The organism is Microbacterium sp. BE35, assembly GCF_031457705.1.
Classification (GTDB): domain Bacteria; phylum Actinomycetota; class Actinomycetes; order Actinomycetales; family Microbacteriaceae; genus Microbacterium; species Microbacterium trichothecenolyticum.
In genome coordinates this window covers 1,390,818-1,410,859 of sequence record NZ_JAVDXD010000001.1, presented here as the reverse complement: position 1 = coordinate 1,410,859, position 20,042 = coordinate 1,390,818, and the positions used below count along the sequence as shown (strand labels likewise).

General features: G+C 71.8%; 19 protein-coding genes. 12 read left to right on the top strand and 7 right to left on the bottom strand.

Annotation, left to right across the window (positions count from 1 at the left end; genetic code table 11):
- Positions 1-45: 45 nt before the first annotated feature.
- Positions 46-585: a universal stress protein gene (locus tag J2Y46_RS06170; protein ID WP_310241013.1), complete on the bottom strand. Its 540-nt coding sequence runs from the start codon at positions 583-585 to the stop codon at positions 46-48.
- A 169-nt stretch (positions 586-754) separates the two neighbouring features.
- On the opposite strand from J2Y46_RS06170, the gene J2Y46_RS06165 reads away from it, so the two are divergent.
- Positions 755-949: a DUF3073 domain-containing protein gene (locus tag J2Y46_RS06165; protein WP_045296302.1), complete on the top strand. Its 195-nt coding sequence runs from the start codon at positions 755-757 to the stop codon at positions 947-949.
- A gap of 84 nt (positions 950-1,033) precedes the next feature.
- Here J2Y46_RS06165 and J2Y46_RS06160 read toward each other — a convergent pair whose 3' ends face one another.
- Genes J2Y46_RS06160 through purM form a run of 3 tightly spaced genes read right to left on the bottom strand, consistent with a single transcriptional unit; the run spans position 1,034 to position 4,974 of the window.
- Positions 1,034-2,272 carry an MFS transporter gene (locus J2Y46_RS06160; protein WP_310241011.1) on the bottom strand — a complete coding sequence of 413 codons (1,239 nt, stop codon included), beginning with the start codon at positions 2,270-2,272 and terminating at the stop codon, positions 1,034-1,036.
- A gap of 53 nt (positions 2,273-2,325) precedes the next feature.
- Complete coding sequence (gene purF / locus J2Y46_RS06155) at positions 2,326-3,786, bottom strand: amidophosphoribosyltransferase (RefSeq protein ID WP_045296298.1); 1,461 nt, start codon at positions 3,784-3,786, stop codon at positions 2,326-2,328.
- 36 nt (positions 3,787-3,822) lie between these two features.
- Positions 3,823-4,974: a phosphoribosylformylglycinamidine cyclo-ligase gene (purM, locus tag J2Y46_RS06150; RefSeq protein WP_310241008.1), complete on the bottom strand. Its 1,152-nt coding sequence runs from the start codon at positions 4,972-4,974 to the stop codon at positions 3,823-3,825.
- 132 nt (positions 4,975-5,106) lie between these two features.
- On the opposite strand from purM, the gene J2Y46_RS06145 reads away from it, so the two are divergent.
- Complete coding sequence (locus J2Y46_RS06145; protein WP_045296293.1) at positions 5,107-5,718, top strand: hypothetical protein; 612 nt, start codon at positions 5,107-5,109, stop codon at positions 5,716-5,718.
- Positions 5,719-5,727: 9 nt separating this feature from the next.
- Here J2Y46_RS06145 and J2Y46_RS06140 read toward each other — a convergent pair whose 3' ends face one another.
- Complete coding sequence (locus J2Y46_RS06140) at positions 5,728-6,081, bottom strand: hypothetical protein (RefSeq protein WP_045296291.1); 354 nt, start codon at positions 6,079-6,081, stop codon at positions 5,728-5,730.
- Positions 6,082-6,180: 99 nt separating this feature from the next.
- Complete coding sequence (locus J2Y46_RS06135) at positions 6,181-9,807, bottom strand: HtaA domain-containing protein (protein ID WP_310241004.1); 3,627 nt, start codon at positions 9,805-9,807, stop codon at positions 6,181-6,183.
- Between the two features lie 144 nt (positions 9,808-9,951).
- Between J2Y46_RS06135 and J2Y46_RS06130 the strand changes: the two genes are divergently transcribed.
- The 3 genes from J2Y46_RS06130 to J2Y46_RS06120 all read left to right on the top strand — a co-directional run bounded on the left by J2Y46_RS06130 (position 9,952) and on the right by J2Y46_RS06120 (position 13,027).
- On the top strand, positions 9,952-11,091 hold the full coding sequence (locus J2Y46_RS06130; protein ID WP_310241001.1) for an ABC transporter substrate-binding protein: 1,140 nt from the start codon (positions 9,952-9,954) through the stop codon (positions 11,089-11,091).
- Positions 11,092-11,192: 101 nt separating this feature from the next.
- Positions 11,193-12,206, top strand: coding sequence for an iron ABC transporter permease (locus J2Y46_RS06125; protein ID WP_045296329.1), 1,014 nt, complete (start codon positions 11,193-11,195; stop codon positions 12,204-12,206).
- Complete coding sequence (locus J2Y46_RS06120) at positions 12,203-13,027, top strand: heme ABC transporter ATP-binding protein (protein WP_045296287.1); 825 nt, start codon at positions 12,203-12,205, stop codon at positions 13,025-13,027. The genes J2Y46_RS06125 and J2Y46_RS06120 overlap by 4 nt, the downstream gene beginning before the upstream one ends.
- A 90-nt stretch (positions 13,028-13,117) precedes the next feature.
- Here the strand turns inward: J2Y46_RS06120 and J2Y46_RS06115 are convergent, their stop codons facing one another.
- Positions 13,118-13,486 carry a sterol carrier family protein gene (locus tag J2Y46_RS06115; protein WP_045296286.1) on the bottom strand — a complete coding sequence of 123 codons (369 nt, stop codon included), beginning with the start codon at positions 13,484-13,486 and terminating at the stop codon, positions 13,118-13,120.
- Positions 13,487-13,860: 374 nt separating this feature from the next.
- Here J2Y46_RS06115 and purD point away from each other — a divergent pair, with 374 nt between their 5' ends.
- The 7 genes from purD to J2Y46_RS06080 all read left to right on the top strand — a co-directional run bounded on the left by purD (position 13,861) and on the right by J2Y46_RS06080 (position 20,007).
- Positions 13,861-15,135, top strand: a complete 1,275-nt coding sequence (gene purD / locus J2Y46_RS06110) for a phosphoribosylamine--glycine ligase (protein WP_310240998.1) — start codon at positions 13,861-13,863, stop codon at positions 15,133-15,135.
- Between the two features lie 75 nt (positions 15,136-15,210).
- Positions 15,211-15,588 (top strand): hypothetical protein, encoded by a 378-nt coding sequence (locus tag J2Y46_RS06105; RefSeq protein WP_310240996.1) that lies wholly within the window; start codon positions 15,211-15,213, stop codon positions 15,586-15,588.
- Positions 15,589-15,883: 295 nt separating this feature from the next.
- On the top strand, positions 15,884-16,072 hold the full coding sequence (locus J2Y46_RS06100) for a hypothetical protein (RefSeq protein WP_310240994.1): 189 nt from the start codon (positions 15,884-15,886) through the stop codon (positions 16,070-16,072).
- Positions 16,072-17,361 (top strand): L-2-hydroxyglutarate oxidase, encoded by a 1,290-nt coding sequence (gene lhgO, locus J2Y46_RS06095; protein WP_310240992.1) that lies wholly within the window; start codon positions 16,072-16,074, stop codon positions 17,359-17,361. Before J2Y46_RS06100 ends, lhgO begins: the two co-directional genes overlap by 1 nt.
- A gap of 105 nt (positions 17,362-17,466) precedes the next feature.
- A complete protein-coding gene (locus J2Y46_RS06090; RefSeq protein ID WP_310240990.1) occupies positions 17,467-18,165 on the top strand; it encodes a DUF2306 domain-containing protein in 699 nt (232 codons plus the stop codon).
- 4 nt (positions 18,166-18,169) lie between these two features.
- The gene (locus J2Y46_RS06085) at positions 18,170-19,357 is read left to right on the top strand and encodes a histidine kinase (RefSeq protein WP_310240988.1); all 1,188 of its coding nucleotides are present in this window, start codon (positions 18,170-18,172) and stop codon (positions 19,355-19,357) included.
- Positions 19,354-20,007, top strand: a complete 654-nt coding sequence (locus J2Y46_RS06080) for a response regulator transcription factor (protein WP_310240986.1) — start codon at positions 19,354-19,356, stop codon at positions 20,005-20,007. The genes J2Y46_RS06085 and J2Y46_RS06080 overlap by 4 nt, the downstream gene beginning before the upstream one ends.
- Positions 20,008-20,042 lie beyond the last annotated feature (35 nt).

Sequence of the window (20,042 nt, the reverse complement as noted above, 5' to 3'; positions counted from 1 at the left end):
CAGGGCGTTTCGTCTCGGGCCTGCGAACGAGTCCGATCCCCGCGATCAGGCGGGCCAGATCTCCTCGTCGTCGGGCACGGGCTCGCCGAGCGGGACGATCAGGATCGGGCGGTGCTGGCGATGCGCGAGGCGCGCTCCGACGGAGCCGGTGAAGAACTCCCGGACCGACTCCCCGAAGCCGCGCTTGCGGGTTCCGACGACGAGCAGGCGCGCGTCGATCTCGTCGGCGAAGTGCTTGAGCGCCATTGCCGGGTCGCCGACGAGCTGGCGCACCGTCCAGTCCGGCCCGGATTCGCCGAGGACGGATGCTGCGGCATCCTGCACCTTCGCGAGCTCGCCTTCGCCGGCCGCGATGTTGATGTCGATGGGCGCCGAGTGGACGTACCCGTCGGGGTCCTCGTAGGTGACGAAGCGCGTGACGTCGACGTGCACCACCACGAGCGGCGACTGGAGGAGCTTCGCGTAGCGCGCCGCCTCCTTCAGGACGCGCGGCGACTGGTCGGGGATCACACCCGCGATCACCGCCCCGTGCAGACTCGCATCGGTCGTCGCATCGCCTTCCGGCTCGGATGCCTCGTCGGTCATATGTCCGCACTCCTCGTCCACCGGTGGCGTCGGAACGGCCGGGTTACCGGGGCTCCGTGTTATCCTGAATGCTACTCTTACCGGTTCGAAGCCGGTTTCGTGAATGCCCGGGTTTGCGAGGCTGAGAGCCCGCAAGAATAGCCCGCGACCTTAAATGAGGGGGTCTCGCATGGGGCGTGGCCGTCAGAAGGCGAAGCACACCAAGATCGCCCGTGAGCTGAAGTACGACACGTACAACGTGAACTACTCCGCACTCGAGCGCGAGCTCGGTCACCATGACGACGAGTACGTCGACAAGTGGGCCGACCAGTACAACGACGAAGACGAGGACGAGACCTCGCCGCTCTCGTCGTCGCAGGCGTAACACCTCGCACGTCGGCCGCCGCGGTGGCCCGACCGGTGTTCGCCGACCCCCGACGACCCGGACACCCGGCAGTCCCGGGATGCCTCACCAGGCGCCGTGTCGGCGCTCCCAGTCGTCCTCGACGGTGTGGGGGCGGGCAGCGACGGCGCCTGCGGGGATCGCTGCCGCGACGACGATCGCCAGCACGATGAGGGGGCCCGTCCACGAGTCCGTCGCCTCGTGGAGCAGCCCGATGCCGAACGGGAACAGCGCGGCGATCGCGTAGCCGCCGCTCTGCGCGAACCCGCTCAGGGCGACCGAACCCTCGTGCGTGCGTGTGCGCAGCCCGAGGAGGACGAGGATCATCGGGAACAGCAGAGGTGCGAGCCCGAGCAGCACCACCCAGAGCCACGGCGCGGTCGTCGGCACGAACAGGAACCCGGCGATGCCGGCGAACCCGCACGCGACCGCGACCCCGAACAGCAGTCGCGTGGCGTTCCAGCGCGTGACCAGCAGCGGCACCACGAGGGATGCCGGCAGGCCCATGAATCCGAAGAGAGAGAGCAGCGCACCCGCCGTCGCCGGCGTGACGCCCGAGATGTCGACGAGCAGCTGAGGCATCCACGCGAACGACGTGTACGCGATCGTGCTCGACACCGCGAACGACACGAGCAGCGCCCACGCGAGCGGGATCCGCCACATGCGGCCGAACGCCTGCGGGCTCGGCTCCTCGATGTCGTCGTCGTCCTTCTCGGCCTGGGCGGCGCGGTGGCGCATCGCGAGGCCGATCCACGGGATCATCGCTACCAGGGCGAAGACGGCCCACAGGCCCAGCGAAAGGTGCCAGTCCGCAGCATCCGCCATCGGAACGGCGATGAGGGGCGGCAGGAAGGTCGACACGGCCATCGTGGTCGAGAAGATCGTCGTCATCAGGCCGATGCGGTCGGGGAAGTACCGCTTCACCAGCGGCGGCAGCAGGATGTTGCCCGTGCCCACCGCGGCGAACACCAAAGCGGTGCCGGCCAGCAGCAGCCCCCAGCTCGGTGCGAAGCTGCGCGCGACGAGCCCGAGCGTCACGACCGCCATGGCCGCGACCGCGAGGCGTTCGAGCCCGAACCGGCGCTCGAGGGCGGGCGTCAGCAGCCCGAAGATCGCGAAGCACACGGGCGGCGCCGTGCCGATGAGCCCGATGACCGCCGGCGGGACGGCGAAGTCCGCCGCGATGTGGTCGTACAGGGGCGACAGCGAGGCGACCGCCGAACGCAGCGAGAACGCGAACAACACGATCCCGACGAGCGCGAGGGTCCTCCCCTGCCAGAGCGGGCGGGCAGGAGACGACTTCACCTATCCACCCTACGGGCGTGGACGGATGCCTCGGCCCGGCCCCGACAGGGGAGTCAGGACTCCTGCGAGCCCTCGACCCAGGCGAGGTACTCGTCGGTGACGGTGCCCGTGATGTAGCGGCCGTCGAAGCAGCTCATGTCGAGGTCCTCGACGTCGGAGCCCTCGAGGATCGCCGCCTTGAGGTCTTCGACCTCCTGGTAGACGACGAAGTCGGCGCCGAGCTCCTCCGCGATCTGCGGGATCGTGCGGCCGTGGGCCACCAGCTCGTGCCGCGACGGCATGTTGATGCCGTACACGTGCGGGTAACGCACCGGCGGCGCGGCCGAGGCGAACGTGACGCTCTTGGCTCCGGCATCCCGTGCCATCTGGATGATCTCCTTCGACGTCGTGCCGCGCACGATGGAGTCGTCGATGAGGAGCACGTTCTTGCCCTTGAACTCGCTCGACATGGCGTTGAGCTTCTGACGCACGCTCTTCTTGCGCACCGCCTGGCCCGGCATGATGAACGTGCGGCCGACGTAGCGGTTCTTGTAGAAGCCCTCGCGGTACTCGACGCCGAGCTTGCGGGCCACCTGCATGGCCGCCGGGCGCGACGAGTCGGGGATCGGCATGACGACGTCGATCGCTTCCTTCGGCGTGTACTTCGCAATGGTGTCGGCGAGCCGGTCGCCCATGCGCAGGCGCGCCTCGTACACCGAGATGCCGTTCATGACCGAGTCGGGACGGGCGAGGTAGACGTACTCGAACGAGCACGGCACGAGCTGCGGGTCGCTCGCGCACTGCTGCGTGTGCAGGTTGCCCTCGAGGTCGATGAAGACGGCTTCGCCCGGGTCGACGTCGCGCACGACCTCGAACTCGCCGTTCTCGAGCACGAGCGACTCGCTGGTGACGACCCACTCGTAATGCCCGTCCTCGTTCTTGCGGGTGCCGAGGATGAGGGGACGGATGCCGAACGGGTCGCGGAACGCCAGCAGACCGTAGCCCGCGATCAGCGCGATGGCCGCGTACGATCCTTCGACGCGCTCGTGCACGCGGCTCACGGCATGGAACACCTGGGCCGGGTCGAGCTCGAGACCCGAGATGGAGGACTGGAGCTCGTTCGCGAGGACGTTGACCAGCAGCTCCGTGTCGGACGACGTGTTGAGGTGGCGGCGGTCCTTGTGGAAGAGCTCCTCGGTGAGCTCGCGCGTGTTCGTGAGGTTGCCGTTGTGCACCAGCACGATGCCGTACGGGGCGTTGACGTAGAAGGGCTGCGCCTCTTCCTCGTTCGACGCCGTGCCCTTGGTCGCGTAGCGCACGTGGCCCAGGCCGATCTCACCGAGGAGCGCACGCATGTCGCGCGTGCGGAACGACTCGCGCACCTGTCCCTTCACCTTGTGCATGTGCACGACGCCGTTGCGCTCGGCGGTCGAGATGCCCGTGGAGTCCTGACCCCGGTGCTGGAGGAGGAGGAGGGAGTCGTAGATCTCCTGGTTGACGGACCCGCGCCCCACCATTCCGACGATTCCGCACATGCGTGTTGCCTGCTCCTGCTGTGTTCTGACTGCGGCTCAGCGAGCCGTGTGGTCTGCGTACGCGCCGACGAGACGCACCGCGCCGCCGTCGACGCCCTTGGCGCCCTGCTCCCAGTGGGCGTCGGCGGGCCGGTCGCCGGTGTGCACGACACCCACCTGCCACGTCGCGATGCCTTCACGGGAGAGAGCGGATGCTGCGGCCTCGGCCTTGTCGGAGGCGACAACCGCGAGGAACCCGATGCCCAGGTTCCAGGTGCCCTCGGTCGCCTCGAGTTCGAGGCCGCCGAGGTCGGCGAGGACGCGGAACACCGGCGAGGGCGACCACGTCGAGCGATCGACCTCGACCCACGTGCCCTGCGGGAGCACACGGGCGAGGTTCGCGGCGATGCCGCCGCCGGTGACGTGGCTGAGGGAGTGCACCGCGTCGCCGGTCTCGGTGATGAGGCGCAGCAGGGGCAGCGTGTAGAGGCGGGTCGGCTCGAGCAGGGCCTCGCCCCACGTCGTGCCGAAGTCGGCGGCGTTGTCGCCGTACTGGATGCCCGAGCCCGCCACGATGTGACGCACCAGCGAGTAGCCGTTGGAGTGCAGGCCCGAGCTCGCGAGCGCGAGGACGACGTCGCCGTCGCGCACCCGCTCCGCGCCCAGCACGCGGTCGGCCTCGACGACGCCGGTCGCGGCGCCCGCGACGTCGTAGTCGTTGACGCCCAGCAGGCCCGGGTGCTCGGCGGTCTCGCCGCCCACGAGGGCCGTGCCGGTGGCCGAGCAGCCCTCGGCGATGCCGCGGACGATGTCGGCGATGCGCTCGGGGAAGACCTTGCCGCACGCGATGTAGTCGGTCATGAACAGCGGTCTCGCGCCGACCACGACGATGTCGTCGACGACCATGCCCACGAGGTCCTGCCCGATCGTGTCGTGCTTGTCGATCGCCTGCGCGATCGCGACCTTCGTGCCGACGCCGTCCGTGCTGGTGGCCAGCAGCGGCTTGTCATAGGCCTTGAACGCGGCAGCGTCGAAGAGTCCGGCGAAGCCGCCGACGCCCCCGAGCACCTCGGGGCCGTGGGTGCGACGCACCGCCGACTTCATCAGCTCGACGGCGAGGTCGCCGGCGGCGGTGTCGACGCCCGCAGCCTGGTAGGGGTTCACAGGCTGTTCGGGGCGGGAGGGGGCATCGCGTTCGGATGAGGCCACGGCTACCAGCCTACCGGCGCCCCACCTGGACGGATGCCGGGGGCCGCCGCTGTTACGCCGGGTCGCGGCATCCGTCCAGATCATGCTTGTCAGCCCGGCCGCGACGTCGATGCCCGGTTCTACAATGGCCCCATGGGCGGCGCCGGTGCTCCGGAGTGGCTGATCCGCGAAGACGCCGGTCAGCCGGTTCTTCTCGCCCTCTACCTGCGCCAGGTGCTCGGCATCCGTTCTCCGGAGGAGCTTCCGCACCTCCGCGGCATCCCTCCGCGCGCGAACGACCGGTCCGAAGAAGCCCAGGCGCTGCTGGAACGGCAATGGCGCGAATTCTGGGCGATGACCGTCGAGCCGCAGGCGCACCCGTCGCCGGTCCCCCTCGATCTCGTCGACGGCTTCGACACCGCGCTCGCCCTTCCCACCGAGGGCTGCGACGAGCTGCGCGCGGCCTTCGAACCGCATGCGATCGAGGCCGTGGCGTTCGCGCAGTCTGCGAACGCGCGCTACCGCAAAGAGGCGTCGCACAGCACCGGCACGGCGTACCGCGCCTACGCGGGGGCGATCGCAGAGCACGAGCGTCAGGTCGGCCGACGGGCGCACTCGTTCGAGCTGAACGTGCAGGTGCTGCCGCTGAATCAGCGCGGGGTGTGGTGGATCGGCTCGCTCACGATCGCCGTCACCGACGGACTGCGCGGCGATGTCGCGGCGTTCGACGCCGCGATCCACCCGATCATCGCCGAGCTGGCGTAGCGCTCGGGCTCAGTGGGCGGGGCCGTGGCCGTTGGTGCCGGGCTCCGGGTCGACGTGCACCTGCTCGTGGTCGACGGCGACCTGGTGCGTGTGACGGCGTGAACGGCGATCGAGGATCAGCGCGAGGACGCCGCCCAGAGCGAGGCCGATCGGGGCGCAGATGAGCGCCAGGAAGCCGAACACCTGACCCTGCGAGTACATGACCCCGGTGTTCGGGCTCGCACCGGCGGTGCCGTTGAACGCGAACGTGAGGATCATCGCGACGAAGACGCCCACCAGCGCACCGACGATCAGGAACACCGAGATCTTCGGTGCACGTCGCACGCGCACGGTCTCGATGCGGTCCTGGCTGTGCTCGGGCATGCCTCCATTGTCCCACTCGGCGAGCCGCACCGCGCCATAGGAGAGGCGGCGCCCCGCTCGGAAGCCGAGAGCGGGACGCCGCCGGGGTGACGGCAGGCCTCAGCCGGCCGTCTGGTCTCCGTTGCCGCCGGCCGTCGCACGGCGGCGGGAGACCACGATCCAGACCACGGCCCCGATCCCGAGAGCCAGGGCGATCCCCACGAGCACCCACGGCCACACGGGCGCCGTCGTCCGGTCGGCGGAGAGGGCCTCGGCCTCGGCGGCCTCGGCCACCGGCACCTCCTCAGCCTTCACCGGCGCTGCAGCGACCGCGCAGTCGCCCGCCGCCGGGAGCACGGCCGACACCGGGTCGAGCTCGTCGCCCGCCGCGTACGTGCCGAACGCGGCGGCGCCGGCGTCGGTCAGGGTCGCCGGGAGCGCGTCGAGCACGAGCCCGTCGTCGGTCACCTCGAGGTCGGGCAGGGCGAACTCGGCGAACCGGATGCCCGCGGCCGTCACCGGCTCACCCGCCTGCGTCGTGCCGCTGACGTCGAACACCAGGTAGCCGGTGTCGCCCGCGAGTTCCACGCGGGCGTTCGTCAGCGTCGTGTCGAGCGCGCCCTGGTGACCGGTGAAACGGATGCTGCCGCCATAGGTGACGAGACCGGTCCGGGTCGCGGCATCCACCGCTCCATCACCCGCCGTCCAGACGAACTCGGGGTACTCGTACGCGACGTCGGTCAGCTCCCAGCCGCCGGCGGCGATCCCCTCGATGTACGTGCGGAAGGTCTCCTTGAAGCCCCAGTCCAGGGTGGCGGCCTCCACGAAGCAGCCGGCGGCGATCGCAGCGCGGGCGAGGGTGAAACGGATGCCGCGGTCCACGGACCCCTGGAACGTCAGCGTGTGCTCACCGTCCTCGAGCGCGGCGGGTAGCGAACCCGTCCACGTCGCTTTGCCCGAGGCATCCGCCGCCACTTCGCCCAGGAGCGTCGGCGTCGAGTACACGACGACCTTGATGCCCTCCTCGTTCGGGGTGAAGCCCGACGCTGAGACAGTGACCGGCTCGCCCTTCTGCAGCGCGGCGAGGGTGTCGTCGTCGAGGTCGATGCCCGTCGAGGCCGGCGGAGCGGCGGGGAGCGACGTCGTGCGCGTGGTCGACGCGGGAGCCGCCGCGACGGTGCCCGTCGAACCCGCGGGCGCGGCCGCCGGGACGCCGATCGTGAACGCGAGCGGGTCGAGCTCGGTCGTGTAGCCCTGGAACACCTGGTTGCGACCGGCAGCGGTCAGAGTCGCCGGCACGCGCGAGTACGAGACGGCGCCGTTGGCGGTGACGCGCACCGCGGCCGACAGGTCGAGGTTCGCGAAGGCGACCTGCGCGCCGCCGCTCGTGACGTACAGCGTCGCCGCGTTCGCAGAGGTGAGACGCACCTGCGGGTTCGCGATCGTGACGTCGAGCACGCCGCCGTGGCCGGTGAAGCGGACCGACCCGTTGTACGAGACGGTGCCGGTTCCGGTCGCCGCGTCATACGTGCTGCCCGTGGCCTGGCCGAACTGGAACACACCGCCGAAGCGCGTCGCGCCGCCCGTCACGGCGATGCTGCCGTGCGCGATGCTGCCTGTGATGTAGCTCGCGAAGCTCGACGAGATCGCCCACGCGAGCGAGCCGCCCTGCACCGACGCCGGCGGGGTCGCCGGCGTGCCGGGGTCGACCGGGGGCTCCGGGCCGGTCGGCGGCGTCACCTCGGGGAAGAGCTTCGTCCAGTGATCGGCCGTGAACGGCACGTCGCCGCGGGCGTAGATCGTGTCGGCGCCCGGGTTGGAGTGCTGCCGCCACACGATCACCTCGTACTGCTTCGTACGGTCGAGCTTCGCTGCGGGGGCGACGAGGTCGACCGTGAACGAGCCGCCCGAGATCGGGCGCACGTACTGCATGGCCGCGAAGCCGTCGCCGGCGGTGACCACCGATTCGGTGCCCTTCTCGATGATGGCGGCGTAGGCGCCGGTGACGTCTCCGAGGTTCGAGGCGGCGACCTCGACGGTCGCGCCGGCGGTGGCCGAGGCATCCGTCACCGTCACGTCGACGGCCGGGACCGGCGTGGGATCGGCGAAGGCGATGGGGACGGCGAGCTCGTTGACCGCCTGCACGACACCGCCGGCACCGACGGTGAACACGGCGAGGGTCGCGCCTTCGAGACGCTTCGCCTCGAGGGTCGCCTCGTCGATCTCGACGGTCCACGTGAAGTCCGCCGTGCCGTCGCCGTTGTCGGTCCACTTCAGGTACGGCGCCTGCGTCTGCACGCCCTGCGCCCAGACCGAGTAGGCGTTCGACCGCTGGCCCGAGACCGCGCCGGCCGAGGGGCGCCACGACTCCTCGAGCCAGCCGATCTGCGCGTACACACCAGCGGGCTGCCCCGCCGACGGCCCGTAGATCGCCTTGCCCGCGGTGCTGTAGTCGGTGCCGGTGATCGTGATCGTGTCGCCCTCGGGGTCGAGGCCTTCGGTCTTCGACACCGCGAGGGACGGCGACGGAGTCGGCTCGGCGAACGTGATCGGCGTGTACGTCTCGAACGCGGCGTACTTCGCGCCCGCCCCCGAGTAGGTGTAGACGCCGTAGTTTCCGGCGAGCACCTGGGACGCCTCGCTCCGCGAGATGGTGAGTGTCGTCTCGAAGGTGCCGTCGGCGGCGATCGCGATCCCTCCGCGCGCAGCGCCGCCGATGGACGCGACATCAGCCGCGTGCACACCCCACTTCGTGTCGATGCCGGGTCGTGCGGACGTCGGCGCACCGGAGGAAGGCGTCCACTCATCGAGGAACTTGCCGAAGACGATGTACGAGCCGCCGAACTTCCCCGCGAGCGGCGGCCGGGTGCCGTCGGTCGCCGGCGGGTTCGGGACGAACCCCGAACCCGACACCGTGACGGTCTCGCCGTCGGGGTCCAGCCCGGTCGTCTTCGACACCGTCACGGTGGGTGCCGGGGCCTCGGGCTCGGGATCGACCGGCGGCGCGGTGATCTCGTATGACACGGCGGACGAGGTCGAGCCGGTGAACGCCGCCGGATCGGCGGGCGTGAACACGGCCGTCAGCTGCGCGATCCCGGCGGTGGCGATGCTCGCCGTGATCGTCGTGCCGACGACTGCGGAGCCGAGCTGCGTCTCCCCGTTGAAGTACGAGACGGTTCCGGATGCTGCGGGCTCGACGGTCGCGCCGAGCGTGAAGTCCGCGCCGGCCAGGCTCGAGGCGGCCGGGTCGACAGTCAGCGTCGTGGTGGTCGCGACGGCGGGGAGCGGCTGCCACGCGATGGCCGTCGAGGCGTTCTGGCTCGGGTCGGTGAAACCTCCGCCGTGGGCCTTGGAGGTGTAGACGGTGTACTGGGCGCCTTCGGCGTGCGCGGGGACGCTCAGCTGAACGCTGAACGTTCCGGACTCCGTCATCGGCGCGGTGCGGCCGGCGCCGGTGGAACCCTCCGCGTTGCCGGGCGACACCCAGACCACGTCGCTCATCGTGCCCCCGTAGAAGCCGCTGAGACCTGCGGCGCCGACGCCGACGTAGACCCCCGGCGCGACGCCCGAGAAGCCGGAGCCGGTGACGGTGATCGTGCCGCCCGCGCGTGGGGCCTGCGTGGCCGAGACGGATGGTCCGGCGGCGAAAGCCGGGACGGCGGTGAGGGCTCCTGCCACGACGAGCAGGAAGGCGAGGAGCGCGGCGATGCTCGCGCGGCTGCGATCCAGGAACGGCTGCGTATTCACGGGTGTCTCCGGCGCCGCGCACGCCGAAGCGCACCGGCGCATCAGTGCGATTCGGGTTGGTTGCTTAGGTTTGGCTAACCTAATATCGACTCGAACGTAAGGCACTCTCACAGCCGACGTCAAGCCTAAGGTAAGGCTCACCTAATGTTTCGCACCTCATCCTCCGGCCGCGGATCGGCGCGCCTCACCGGCGTGATCGCCCTGCTCGTGGCCGCCGTGGCTCTCGCCGGCTGTGCCGCACCGGCCGCCGACGCTGCTGACGCGGACTGCCCCGCAGCATCCGTTCCGCTGGCGTCGCTGACTCTCGCCGAGAACCCGCGCACCTCGACCGGACCCTCCACGGCCTGCCTGGCGTCGCACGCGATCGAGCCTGTCGCGGCTGACGACGCCCCCGACCTGCCCGTGACGGTGACGGATGCTGAGGGCCGCGCGGTCGAGATCACCGATGTCAGCCGCATCCTGCCGGTCGACATCTCGGGCACGATCGCGGCGACCGTGTTCGGCCTGGGCCTCGGCGACGCGGTCGTCGGACGCGACTCATCGACGTCGTTCGACGGCACCGAGGACTTGCCCGTGGTGACGAAGTCGGGGCACACGCTCAACGCCGAGGCGATCCTCGAGCTCGGGCCGACCGTGATGCTGACCGACACCTCGATCGGCCCGAAGGAGGTGCGCCAGCAGCTGCGTGACGCCGGCATCGCCGTCGTCGTGGTCTCGAGCGAGCGGCGCGCCGACACGGTCGCCGACCTCGTTTCGGAGATCGCCGGAGCGCTGGGCGTTCCCGGCCGAGGTGACGCGCTCGCAGAGCGGCTCGATGCCGATGTCGTGGCGGCGCGCGCCGAGGTGGCCGAGATCGCGCCGGCGGCAGCATCCGATCGTCCGCGCATGCTCTTCCTCTACGTGCGGGGCAGCGCGAACGTCTACTACATCTTCGGGCGCGACTCGGGGGCGGATTCCCTGATCGAGGCGGTCGGCGGCGTCGACGTGGCGAGCGAGATCGGCTGGGAGGGCATGAAGCCCATGACCGCCGAGGCCCTCGTCGCCGCGCAGCCCGACCTCGTCGTGATGATGACCGACGGCCTCGCATCCGTGGGTGGGGTCGACGGGCTGTTCGAGCGCATCCCGGCGCTGCAGCAGACGCCCGCGGGCGAGCACCGCCGGGTGGTCGACATGGCGGATGCCGAGATCCTGCGCTTCGGGCCGCGCACGGCGGAGGTCATCCGGGCGCTCGCACGTGCCGTCTACGCGCCGGCGTCGAGCGCGACCCCGGAGCCGGCGTCGTGACGGGGACGATAACGGCTGCCGAGGTCGAGGCCGCGGAGGGCGGGACGGCCGAGGTCGTCACCGAGGTGCCGGCCTCGCACCGCCGTCGCCGGTTCGCGCTCATGACGGCGGGGCTGTCGGTCGCCATCGTGCTCGTGGTGGTGGTGTCGCTCGGCCTCGGGCAGTACTGGCTCACCCCGACTCAGGTGCTGGGCGTGCTGCTGCAGGCCATCGGGATCGACACCTCCTGGGCGCCGGAGGCGCCGACCGCGGCGGGAGTGATCCTCGACATCCGGCTCCCCCGCATCGTGCTGGGCCTCCTCGTCGGCGCGGCGCTGGCCGTGGCGGGGGTGCTCATGCAGGCGATCTTCGGCAACCCGCTCGCCGACGCGGCCGTCGTCGGCGTCTCGTCGGGTGCGGCGTTCGGGGCAGCGGCGAGCCTCACGTTCGGACTCGCGGTGTTCGGCATGTGGACGACCCCGGCCTTCGCCTTCGCCGGAGGGCTCATCGCGGTGTTCTCGGTGTATCTGATCAGCCGCTCGGGCGGCCGCACCGAGGTCGTGACACTGCTGCTCACCGGCATCGCGATCAACGCCGTCGCGGGCGCGGGCCTGGCGTTCCTCACGTTCGTCGGCACGACCTCGACCCGTGAGCAGATCGTGTTCTGGCAACTCGGCAGCCTCAACGGCGCGCTGTGGCGGAACATCGCGATCGTCGCGCCGCTCGTGGCGGTCGGCGTGGCCGCGGCGGTGTTCGTCGCGCACCGTCTCGACCTGTTCGCGCTCGGTGAGCGCACCGCGCGTCACCTCGGCGTTCGGGTGGAGCTGCTGCGCGTCGTCGTGATCATCATGGTCGCGCTGCTCGTGTGTGCGGCCGTCGCGTTCGCCGGGATCATCGGCTTCGTCGGCCTCGTCGTCCCCCACCTCATGCGCATGGCGATCGGCCCCGCGCACCTGCCGCTCATGGTGGCGAGCGCCCTCGGCGGCGCCCTGCTGATCGCGGTCGCCGACCTCATCGCCCGCACCGCCGTGCCGCTCGCGGACCTGCCGATCGGCATGATCACCTCGCTCGTGGGCGGCCCGTTCTTCCTGTGGCTGCTCCTGCGCACGCGCCGCAAGGCGGGGGGCTGGGGATGAGCACGACGACGGATGCCGCGACCCCGGCGGTCGCTGTCGCTCCGGGGAAGGTGCGGCTCAGCGCCCGCGGCGTCACCGTGACGCCGCACGGCGCCGCACGGCCGGTGCTCGCGGACGCCGGGATCGAACTCCGGGCGGGTGAGCTCCACGCCCTCGTCGGCCCGAACGGCGCCGGCAAGTCGACGCTGTTCGGGGTGCTCGCGGGGGATGTCACCCCGGACTCCGGCGACGTGAGCCTCGACGGAACGCCGCTGGGCAGCATCCGTCCCCGCCTTCTCGCGCAGCGGCGCGCGGTGCTGCTGCAGCAGAACGCCGTGTCATTCCCGTTCACGGTGGAGCAGGTCGTGCGCATGGGTCGTGCGCCGTGGGCGCGCACGCCCGCCGAAGATCACGACGATGCGGCGGTGGCACGGGCGCTCGAGATGACGGATCTCGTGCCGCTCGCCGGGCGCGGCGTCACGTCGCTGTCAGGCGGCGAGCGCGCGCGGGCCGCCCTGGCACGGGTGCTCGCGCAGGCGTGCGACGTGCTGCTGCTCGACGAGCCCACCGCGGCGCTCGACCTGCGGCACCAGGAGGACGTGCTGCGCATCGCGCGGGGTCGTGCGCGGGAGGGCGCGGCGGTGGCCGTGGTGCTGCACGACCTCAATGCGGCGCTCGGCGTCGCCGACCGCGTAACGCTGCTCTCGCGGGGTCGGGTCGTCGCATCGGGTGCGCCGTCGGAGGTGCTGACGGCCGCCGCGATCGAGGAGGTCTACGGGCAGCGGGTCGACGTCTTCGCGCACCCGGTCTCGGGCACGCCCGTGGTCACGCCGCGCCGCTGACCGGCACTCGGCCTCTGCTCCCTGTCGTTGGGCGAGCGAGGACCGAGCGAGACGAAGCGCGCACCCGACGCAGACACCTGACCCGCGGGGTCAGGGCCGCAGCGGCAGGAGGTCCGAGATGTCGGCGCGCGTACCCGAGGCGCTGATGCGGCCCGCGGCGGCAGCATCCGTCCACTGCTCTGCGCCGGTCGCGAGGGCGATCCACGTCGCGGGATCCGTCTCGACGACGTTCGGCGGCGTGCCGCGCGTGTGCCGAGGCCCCTCGACGACCTGCACCGCACCGAACGGCGGCACGCGCACCTCGACCGAGTTGCCCGGCGCCTTCTCGGCCAGCAGCTGCAGCAGGTAGCGCACGGCCGTCGCGTTGTCGGTGCGGGCGGGCGGGACGGATGCTTCCACCGCCGCCGCGACCGCGCTCAGGGCGGCGCGGCCGTCGTCAGTCGAGATCTTGCGGGCCACCCCTCCACGCTACGCCGCCCCGGGCACCATGCCCTGTGCCCACCCCCCACGCCCCCCACGCCCCGGGGCCCAGCCCCGTGCCCCGTGCCCCGGGCCCCTCGTTCCGCCGTCACTTCGTGCGGGTCACCACGCGTCTCACCCACCAAAACCGACTGCGGAACACGCATGCGGACGCCCCCGGCAGCCCGACGGCCCGCCGCCCCGCCGTTCCGCCGTCACGTCGTGCGGGTCACCACGCGTCTCACCCACCAAAACCGACTGCGGAGCATCGAGAGGCGGAGCGGCGACGGGACGGAACACCGCGGGAGCGGGATGGGGTGGGCGCCACGGGGGTCTCGGAAACAGCGGGAAGGGCCGCCGGTAGGCTGGGAACCGTGAAGATCCTGGTTCTCGGCTCGGGCGCGCGGGAGCACGCCATCATCCTGGCGCTGCGGTCGGAGGAGGCCGAGCACGAGATCTTCGCGGCCCCCGGCAACGCCGGGATCGGGCAGGACGCGCAGCTGGTCGCCCTCGACCAGAACGACCCCGCAGCCGTCAGCCAGTTCGCGATCGACAACGACGTCGCCCTCGTCGTGATCGGCCCCGAGGCCCCGCTGGTCGCGGGCGTCGCCGACGCGGTGCGCAAGCGCGGCATCCCCGTGTTCGGGCCCGGCCAGGCGGCCGCGCAGCTCGAGGGATCGAAGACGTTCGCCAAGCGGATCATGGATGCCGCAGGGGTTCCGACGGGCCGCGCCGTGCGCGCGCACACGCGTGCCGAGGTCGAGGCCGCGTTCGACGATCTGGGCGCCCCTCACGTCGTCAAGGCCGACGGACTCGCCGCCGGCAAGGGCGTCATCGTGACGAGCGACCGCGAGGCCGCCCTCGCGCACGCCGACGAGTACCTGCCGTCCGGCGCGGTGCTCGTCGAGGAGTTCCTCTCCGGCCCCGAGGTGTCGCTCTTCTTCCTCAGCGACGGCGACCACGTGCTGCCGCTCAGCCCCGCCCAGGACTACAAGCGCCTGCTCGACGGCGACGAAGGCCCCAACACCGGCGGCATGGGCGCGTACTCGCCGCTCCCCTGGCTCGACGGCAGGTTCGGCAGCGAGCGCGAGTTCGTGGAACTCGTCACGCGCGACATCGCCGAGCCCGTCATCCGCCAGTTGGATGCCGAGGGCACCCCGTTCATCGGACTCCTCTACGCGGGCCTCATCCTGACCGACGACGGCGTGAAGGTCATCGAGTTCAACGCGCGCTTCGGCGACCCCGAGACCCAGGTCGTGCTGCCCCGGCTCGTCGACCCGCTGTCGGAGCTGCTGCTGGCCGCGGCATCCGGTCATCTCGAGGATCTCCCCCTGCCGGCCTTCGCCAACGACGTCGCCGTGACAGTCGTGCTCGCGAGCGAGGGCTACCCGGTGTCGCCGGTGACCGGCCGCGCACTGACGAACCTGCGCGAGGCGGAGTCGGTCGACGGGGTTCACCTCGCGCACGCCGCCACCGCAGAGACCGACGGCGGCCTCGTCGCGACCGGCGGCCGCGTGCTCAACGTCGTCGGCGTCGCCACCACGTTCGCAGAGGCTCGCGATCGCGTCTACCGCGCCCTCGGCGCGATCAGCCTCGAGGGCGGCCAGCACCGCACCGACATCGCCGCGCGCGTCGCCGAAGGGCTCTGACGCATGCGTCGGGGCTCACCCGGGCGCACGCGCCCGGCGGCTCCGCTCGACGCGCCAGCGGCGCGTCGAGGACGCGTGGGGACCGCCCTCTCCGTCGCCCTGCTGCTCGTATGCGGTGCCCTGACGGCGTGCTCGGGTGCTGTCGACATCGACGCCCCGGGTAAGGAGCTGATGGACCAGGCGCACCAGGTCGCGAACGAGGCCCTCGTGGCCGCCGCGACCACGGGACTGCAGGCGCTGCAGGCTGCAGGCGGTGTGACCGAGGATGCCGTGCGCGACGCGCTCGAGAAGGCCGGAGCGGCCGAGGTCGAGACCCGCGTCGTGGGCGACAGCCTGCTGTTCGGCGCGGAGGTCTCGGGCGGGTGCGTGTACGGCTCGGTCGGCACCTCGGGCACCGTCTCTATCGACCTCGGCGGCGTGAACGCCGACGGCGGGTGCCTCCGCGAGCCGTGACCGGCCTCGGGAGCGCGCCGGATGCACGCCCGCTGCGGCACACTCCGGGTCCTTCCCGGCGGACGCCGTCGCTGACCGATCCGGAATTCGGAGGTGCGCCCGGTTTCCGGAGCAACGGCGCCCAAGATCTCCGCAACGCCCGCTAGCGTCCGAACTCCGGACAGGGAGGTCGGGCGCCGCGGGATCCTCCGCCGATCCGGAACTCGGAGGTGCGCCCGGTTTCCGGCGCCATAGCCCTCAGAAACTGCGGACAACCGGCGAGAGTCCGAAGTCCGGACCCGGCAGGTGGGCACCCATGCCTCCTGCGCGGGGGACTGAAGCGCCGCGGCGACCTCAGCCGTCGGTGAACCAGCCGACGAGCGGGTGGGACATCCATCAGGCGTTCGGCGGGTTCAAGGAGTCGGGTTCCCCCTTCAAGGAGCAGGGCCACGAGGCGCTGCGCTTCTACACTCGGGTGAAGACGGCAGCGGTGAGGACGCATTGATGGGCAAGACGGGGATCGTCGGCGGCGGGATCGTGGGTGTCGCTCTCGCTCGTGCGTTGAGTGCGCGGGGCGATGAGGTGACGGTGCTGGAGAAGGAGGGCCGGCTGTCGCAGCACCAGACCGGGCACAACTCCGGCGTCGTGCACGCGGGCCTGTATTACAAGCCGGGGTCGCTGAAGGCGACGCTGTGCGCGGCGGGGCGGGTGTCGATCCGCGAGTTCTGCGAACAGAAGGGGCTCCCGTACCGGGAGGTCGGCAAGCTCGTCGTCGCGGTGGACGAGTCCGAGCTCGGCGCGCTGGCCGAGATCGAGCGGCGCTCGATCGAGAACGGCGTGCCCGACCTCACCCGCATCGACGACGTGGAGCGGCTGCGCGAGATCGAGCCGCACGTCGCCGGGGTGGCGGCCGTGCATTCGCCGCACACCGCCGTGGTGGACTACGCCAGCATCACCGAGGCGATGGCGCAGGACGTCCGCGCCGCGGGCGGTCAGGTACGGCTCGGGCACGAGGTCACCGCGATGACGCTCGAGAACGGCCGCGTACGCGTGGTGACGCCGGTGTCGGAGGACCTGTTCGACCGGGTCATCGTGTGCGCGGGTCTGCAGTCCGATGTCGTGGCCCGGCTCGTCGGGGCCGACCCGTCGCCGAAGATCCTGCCGTTCCGCGGCGAGTACTGGGAGCTCGCCCCCTCCCGCACCGATCTGGTGAAGGGCATGATCTATCCGGTACCCGACCCGCGGTTCCCGTTCCTCGGGGTGCACTTCACCCGCGGCGTGTACGACAACGTGCACGTCGGGCCGAACGCGGTACCGGCCCTCGCCCGTGAGGGGTACAACTGGCTGCAGTGGTCGGTGAAGGACACGTTCGAGACGCTGCGGTGGCCGGGCGCGTGGCCGCTCGCGAAGCAGCACTGGCGGATGGGCGTAGACGAGATCTCGGGGTCGCTGATCAAGCCGCTGTACTTCCAGAAGGCACGCCGGTTCATCCCCGAGCTGCGCTCGTCCGACCTGTCCCACAAGCACGGCGCCGGCGTGCGCGCGCAGGCGTGGGGCCGCGAAGGTGAGCTGCTCGACGACTTCGCCGTCGACCAGGTCGGCCCCGTCACCCTGCTGCGCAATGCCCCCTCGCCTGCGGCGACCAGCTCCATCGCGATCGCCGAATACGTCATCGACCACTACCTCGACACGCCGAGCGCTGCTGCTCGTGCCGCCAAGACGACGGCGACGGATGCTGCGCCCCCGGCCGCGCCGAACCCCCAGGCGTCCACCGAACCGAAGCCCCGCAGCTGAGGCCTTCCTCCCCCGACGCGGTCGCCGTCGATCGGCCGATCGGACGAGGCGGTTCGAGCCGCGCGGCCGAAGCGGCGCAGCATCCGTTCTCGCGAGCATGGCGGCATGACAACCGCCACCGCCCGCCCGAGGGCGATCCGACGCCGGCCTGAATGGCTCGTGCCCGCCGGGCTCATCGCCCTCAGCCTCGTGCCGATCGCGGCCGGGTCCGCCCGGCTGACGCAGCTGACCACGGGGGCCGCGGTCACCGCGGAGAACGCGCGGTTCTTCGACTCGCCCATCCCCGTCGTGGCGCACATCATCGGCTCGAGCGTATTCCTCGTGCTCGGCGCGCTGCAGTTCGCCCCGTCGCTGCGCCGCCGGCGCTGGCACCGTTCGGCTGGGCGCATCGTCGCACCCGCGGGCCTCGTCTCCGCGCTGTCGGCGCTGTGGATGACCGTGGTCTACGACATGCCGGCGTCCGTGACCGGCCCGGGGCTCGCCGCCGTGCGCATCGCGCTCGGCACGGCCATGGCCGGTGCCATCGTCATCGCGTTCATCGCGATCGGGCGGGGCGACGTGCGCACGCACAGCGCGTGGATGACGCGCGCCTACGCGATCGGCATGGGTGCCGGCACGCAGGTGCTGGTCTTCCTCCCCTACACATTGTTGGTCGGCACGCCTCGGCCGCTCACCCACACACTGCTCATGACCGCGGGCTGGGCGATCAACCTCGTCATCGCCGAGGTCGTCATCCGGCGCCGCGCCAAGGCAGGACGCCGCAGCGGCACCCCGGTGGCGGCGGCCGGTGCGCACCTATCATGAGGGCATGACGAGCCCGGTCCGCGCTCTCTGGGACGCGCCCGCGGCGGTTCCGGCGCCGCCGCGGCGGGTCTGGCGCGACTGGGTGCTCGTCGGCGTGATCCCCGTGCTCGCGGTGTTCGAGGCATTCGTCCGCGTCGACGTGCCGTGGCGCTGGCTGTGGGCCGTCGTGCTCACCGTGCTCGCTCCCACGCTGCTGTGGCGCCGCGCGCGGCCGTTCACGATGCTCGCGATCGCGTTCGCCGTCGGCACGGCCGTGGGCCTCGCGACGGCGGGCGACCCGCAGCTGTACACGACGGCGTACTTCCTGATCCTGCTTTACGCGGTGTTCCGTTGGGGCTCCGGGCGCGCGATGATCGGCGGCGGCGTGCTGGTGGGGATCGGGATGCTGCTGACCTTCGTCGCGTCGCCGCCCGAGATCGCCGACGTCATCGGCGGCGCGGCGGTGGCGTTGACGACGAGCACGCTCGGTCTGGCCGTGCGCTGGCGTCGGCGCGCCCGCAGTCGCGAGCTCGAGCAGGTACGGCTGCTCGAGCGCGAGCAGCTCGCCCGCGACCTGCACGACACCGTCGCGCACCGCGTCTCGGCGATCGCGATCCAGGCGCAGGCCGGCAGCGCCGTGGCAGCCAACGACCCGGGCGCGACGGTACGGATGCTGCAGGCGATCGAGGCCGAGGCGACGCGGACGCTCCGGGAGATGCGCGCGATGGTGGGCGTGCTGCGCGCCCCAGGCGACGCCCTCGCGCCCACTCCGGGCCTCGCCGACATCCGGGCTCTGGCGGGAACGGATGCTGCGACCCCGGCCGTCGCCGTGAGGCTCGGCGGCGACCTCGACAGCGTGCCGTCGGCGGTCGCGGCAGCGGTGTACCGGATCGCGCAGGAGGCGGTGACGAACGCGCGCCGCCACGCCCGGGGTGCCACGTGGATCGACGTGGGGGTCGATGTCGACGCAGACGACGTGCGGCTCGAGGTCCGTGACGACGGCGGGGCCGCAGCCGGGACCGCGCGCCCGGAGGCTCCGCGCAGCGCGCCAGCACTGCGTGGAAGGGGCGTGGGGACCGTCTCCCCCGGCTACGGGATCACGGGCATGCGCGAACGCGCCGCGCTGCTGGGTGGCACGTGCGAAGCGGGGCCGGCGCCCGGCGGAGGCTGGGTCGTCACGGCCACGGTTCCACGGGCAGGATGGACCGCATGAGCGTGCGCGTGCTCGTCGCCGACGACCAGGACCTCGTGCGCACGGGTCTGCGGATGATCCTCGACGCGCAGCCCGATATCGAGGTCGTCGGCGAGGCCGCCGACGGCGCCGAGGCCGTCGCCCTCGCGCGGAGCCTGCGACCCGACGTGTGCCTGCTCGACATCCGGATGCCGGCGATGGACGGGCTTGCCGCGACTCGAGCTCTTGCCGGTCCCGAGGTCGCCGACCCGATCCCCGTCGTCGTGATCACGACCTTCGACCTCGACGAGTACGTCTACGAAGCGCTGCGCTCGGGCGCGCGCGGGTTCCTCCTCAAGGACGCCGGCGCCGTGCTTCTCGCCGAGGCGGTGCGCGCGGCATCCCGCGGCGATGCGCTCATCGATCCGAACGTGACGGTGCGGCTCATCGAGGCGTTCGCCGGCGCGACGCCCGAGCCTGTCGCGACGCCCTCGAGCCCGCTCACCGACCGGGAGGAGGCCGTGCTCGCGGGCGTCGCGCGGGGTCTCGGCAACAGCGAGATCGGCGACGAGCTGCACGTCTCGCTCAGCACCGTGAAGACGCACCTCGCGAGCATCATGACGAAGCTCGACGCCCGCAACCGGGTCGAGCTCGCGATCTGGGCGCACGAGCGCGGACGCGGCCGGCGGTGACCGCGGGACCACAGTGAAGGACGCCGGCGCCGCGT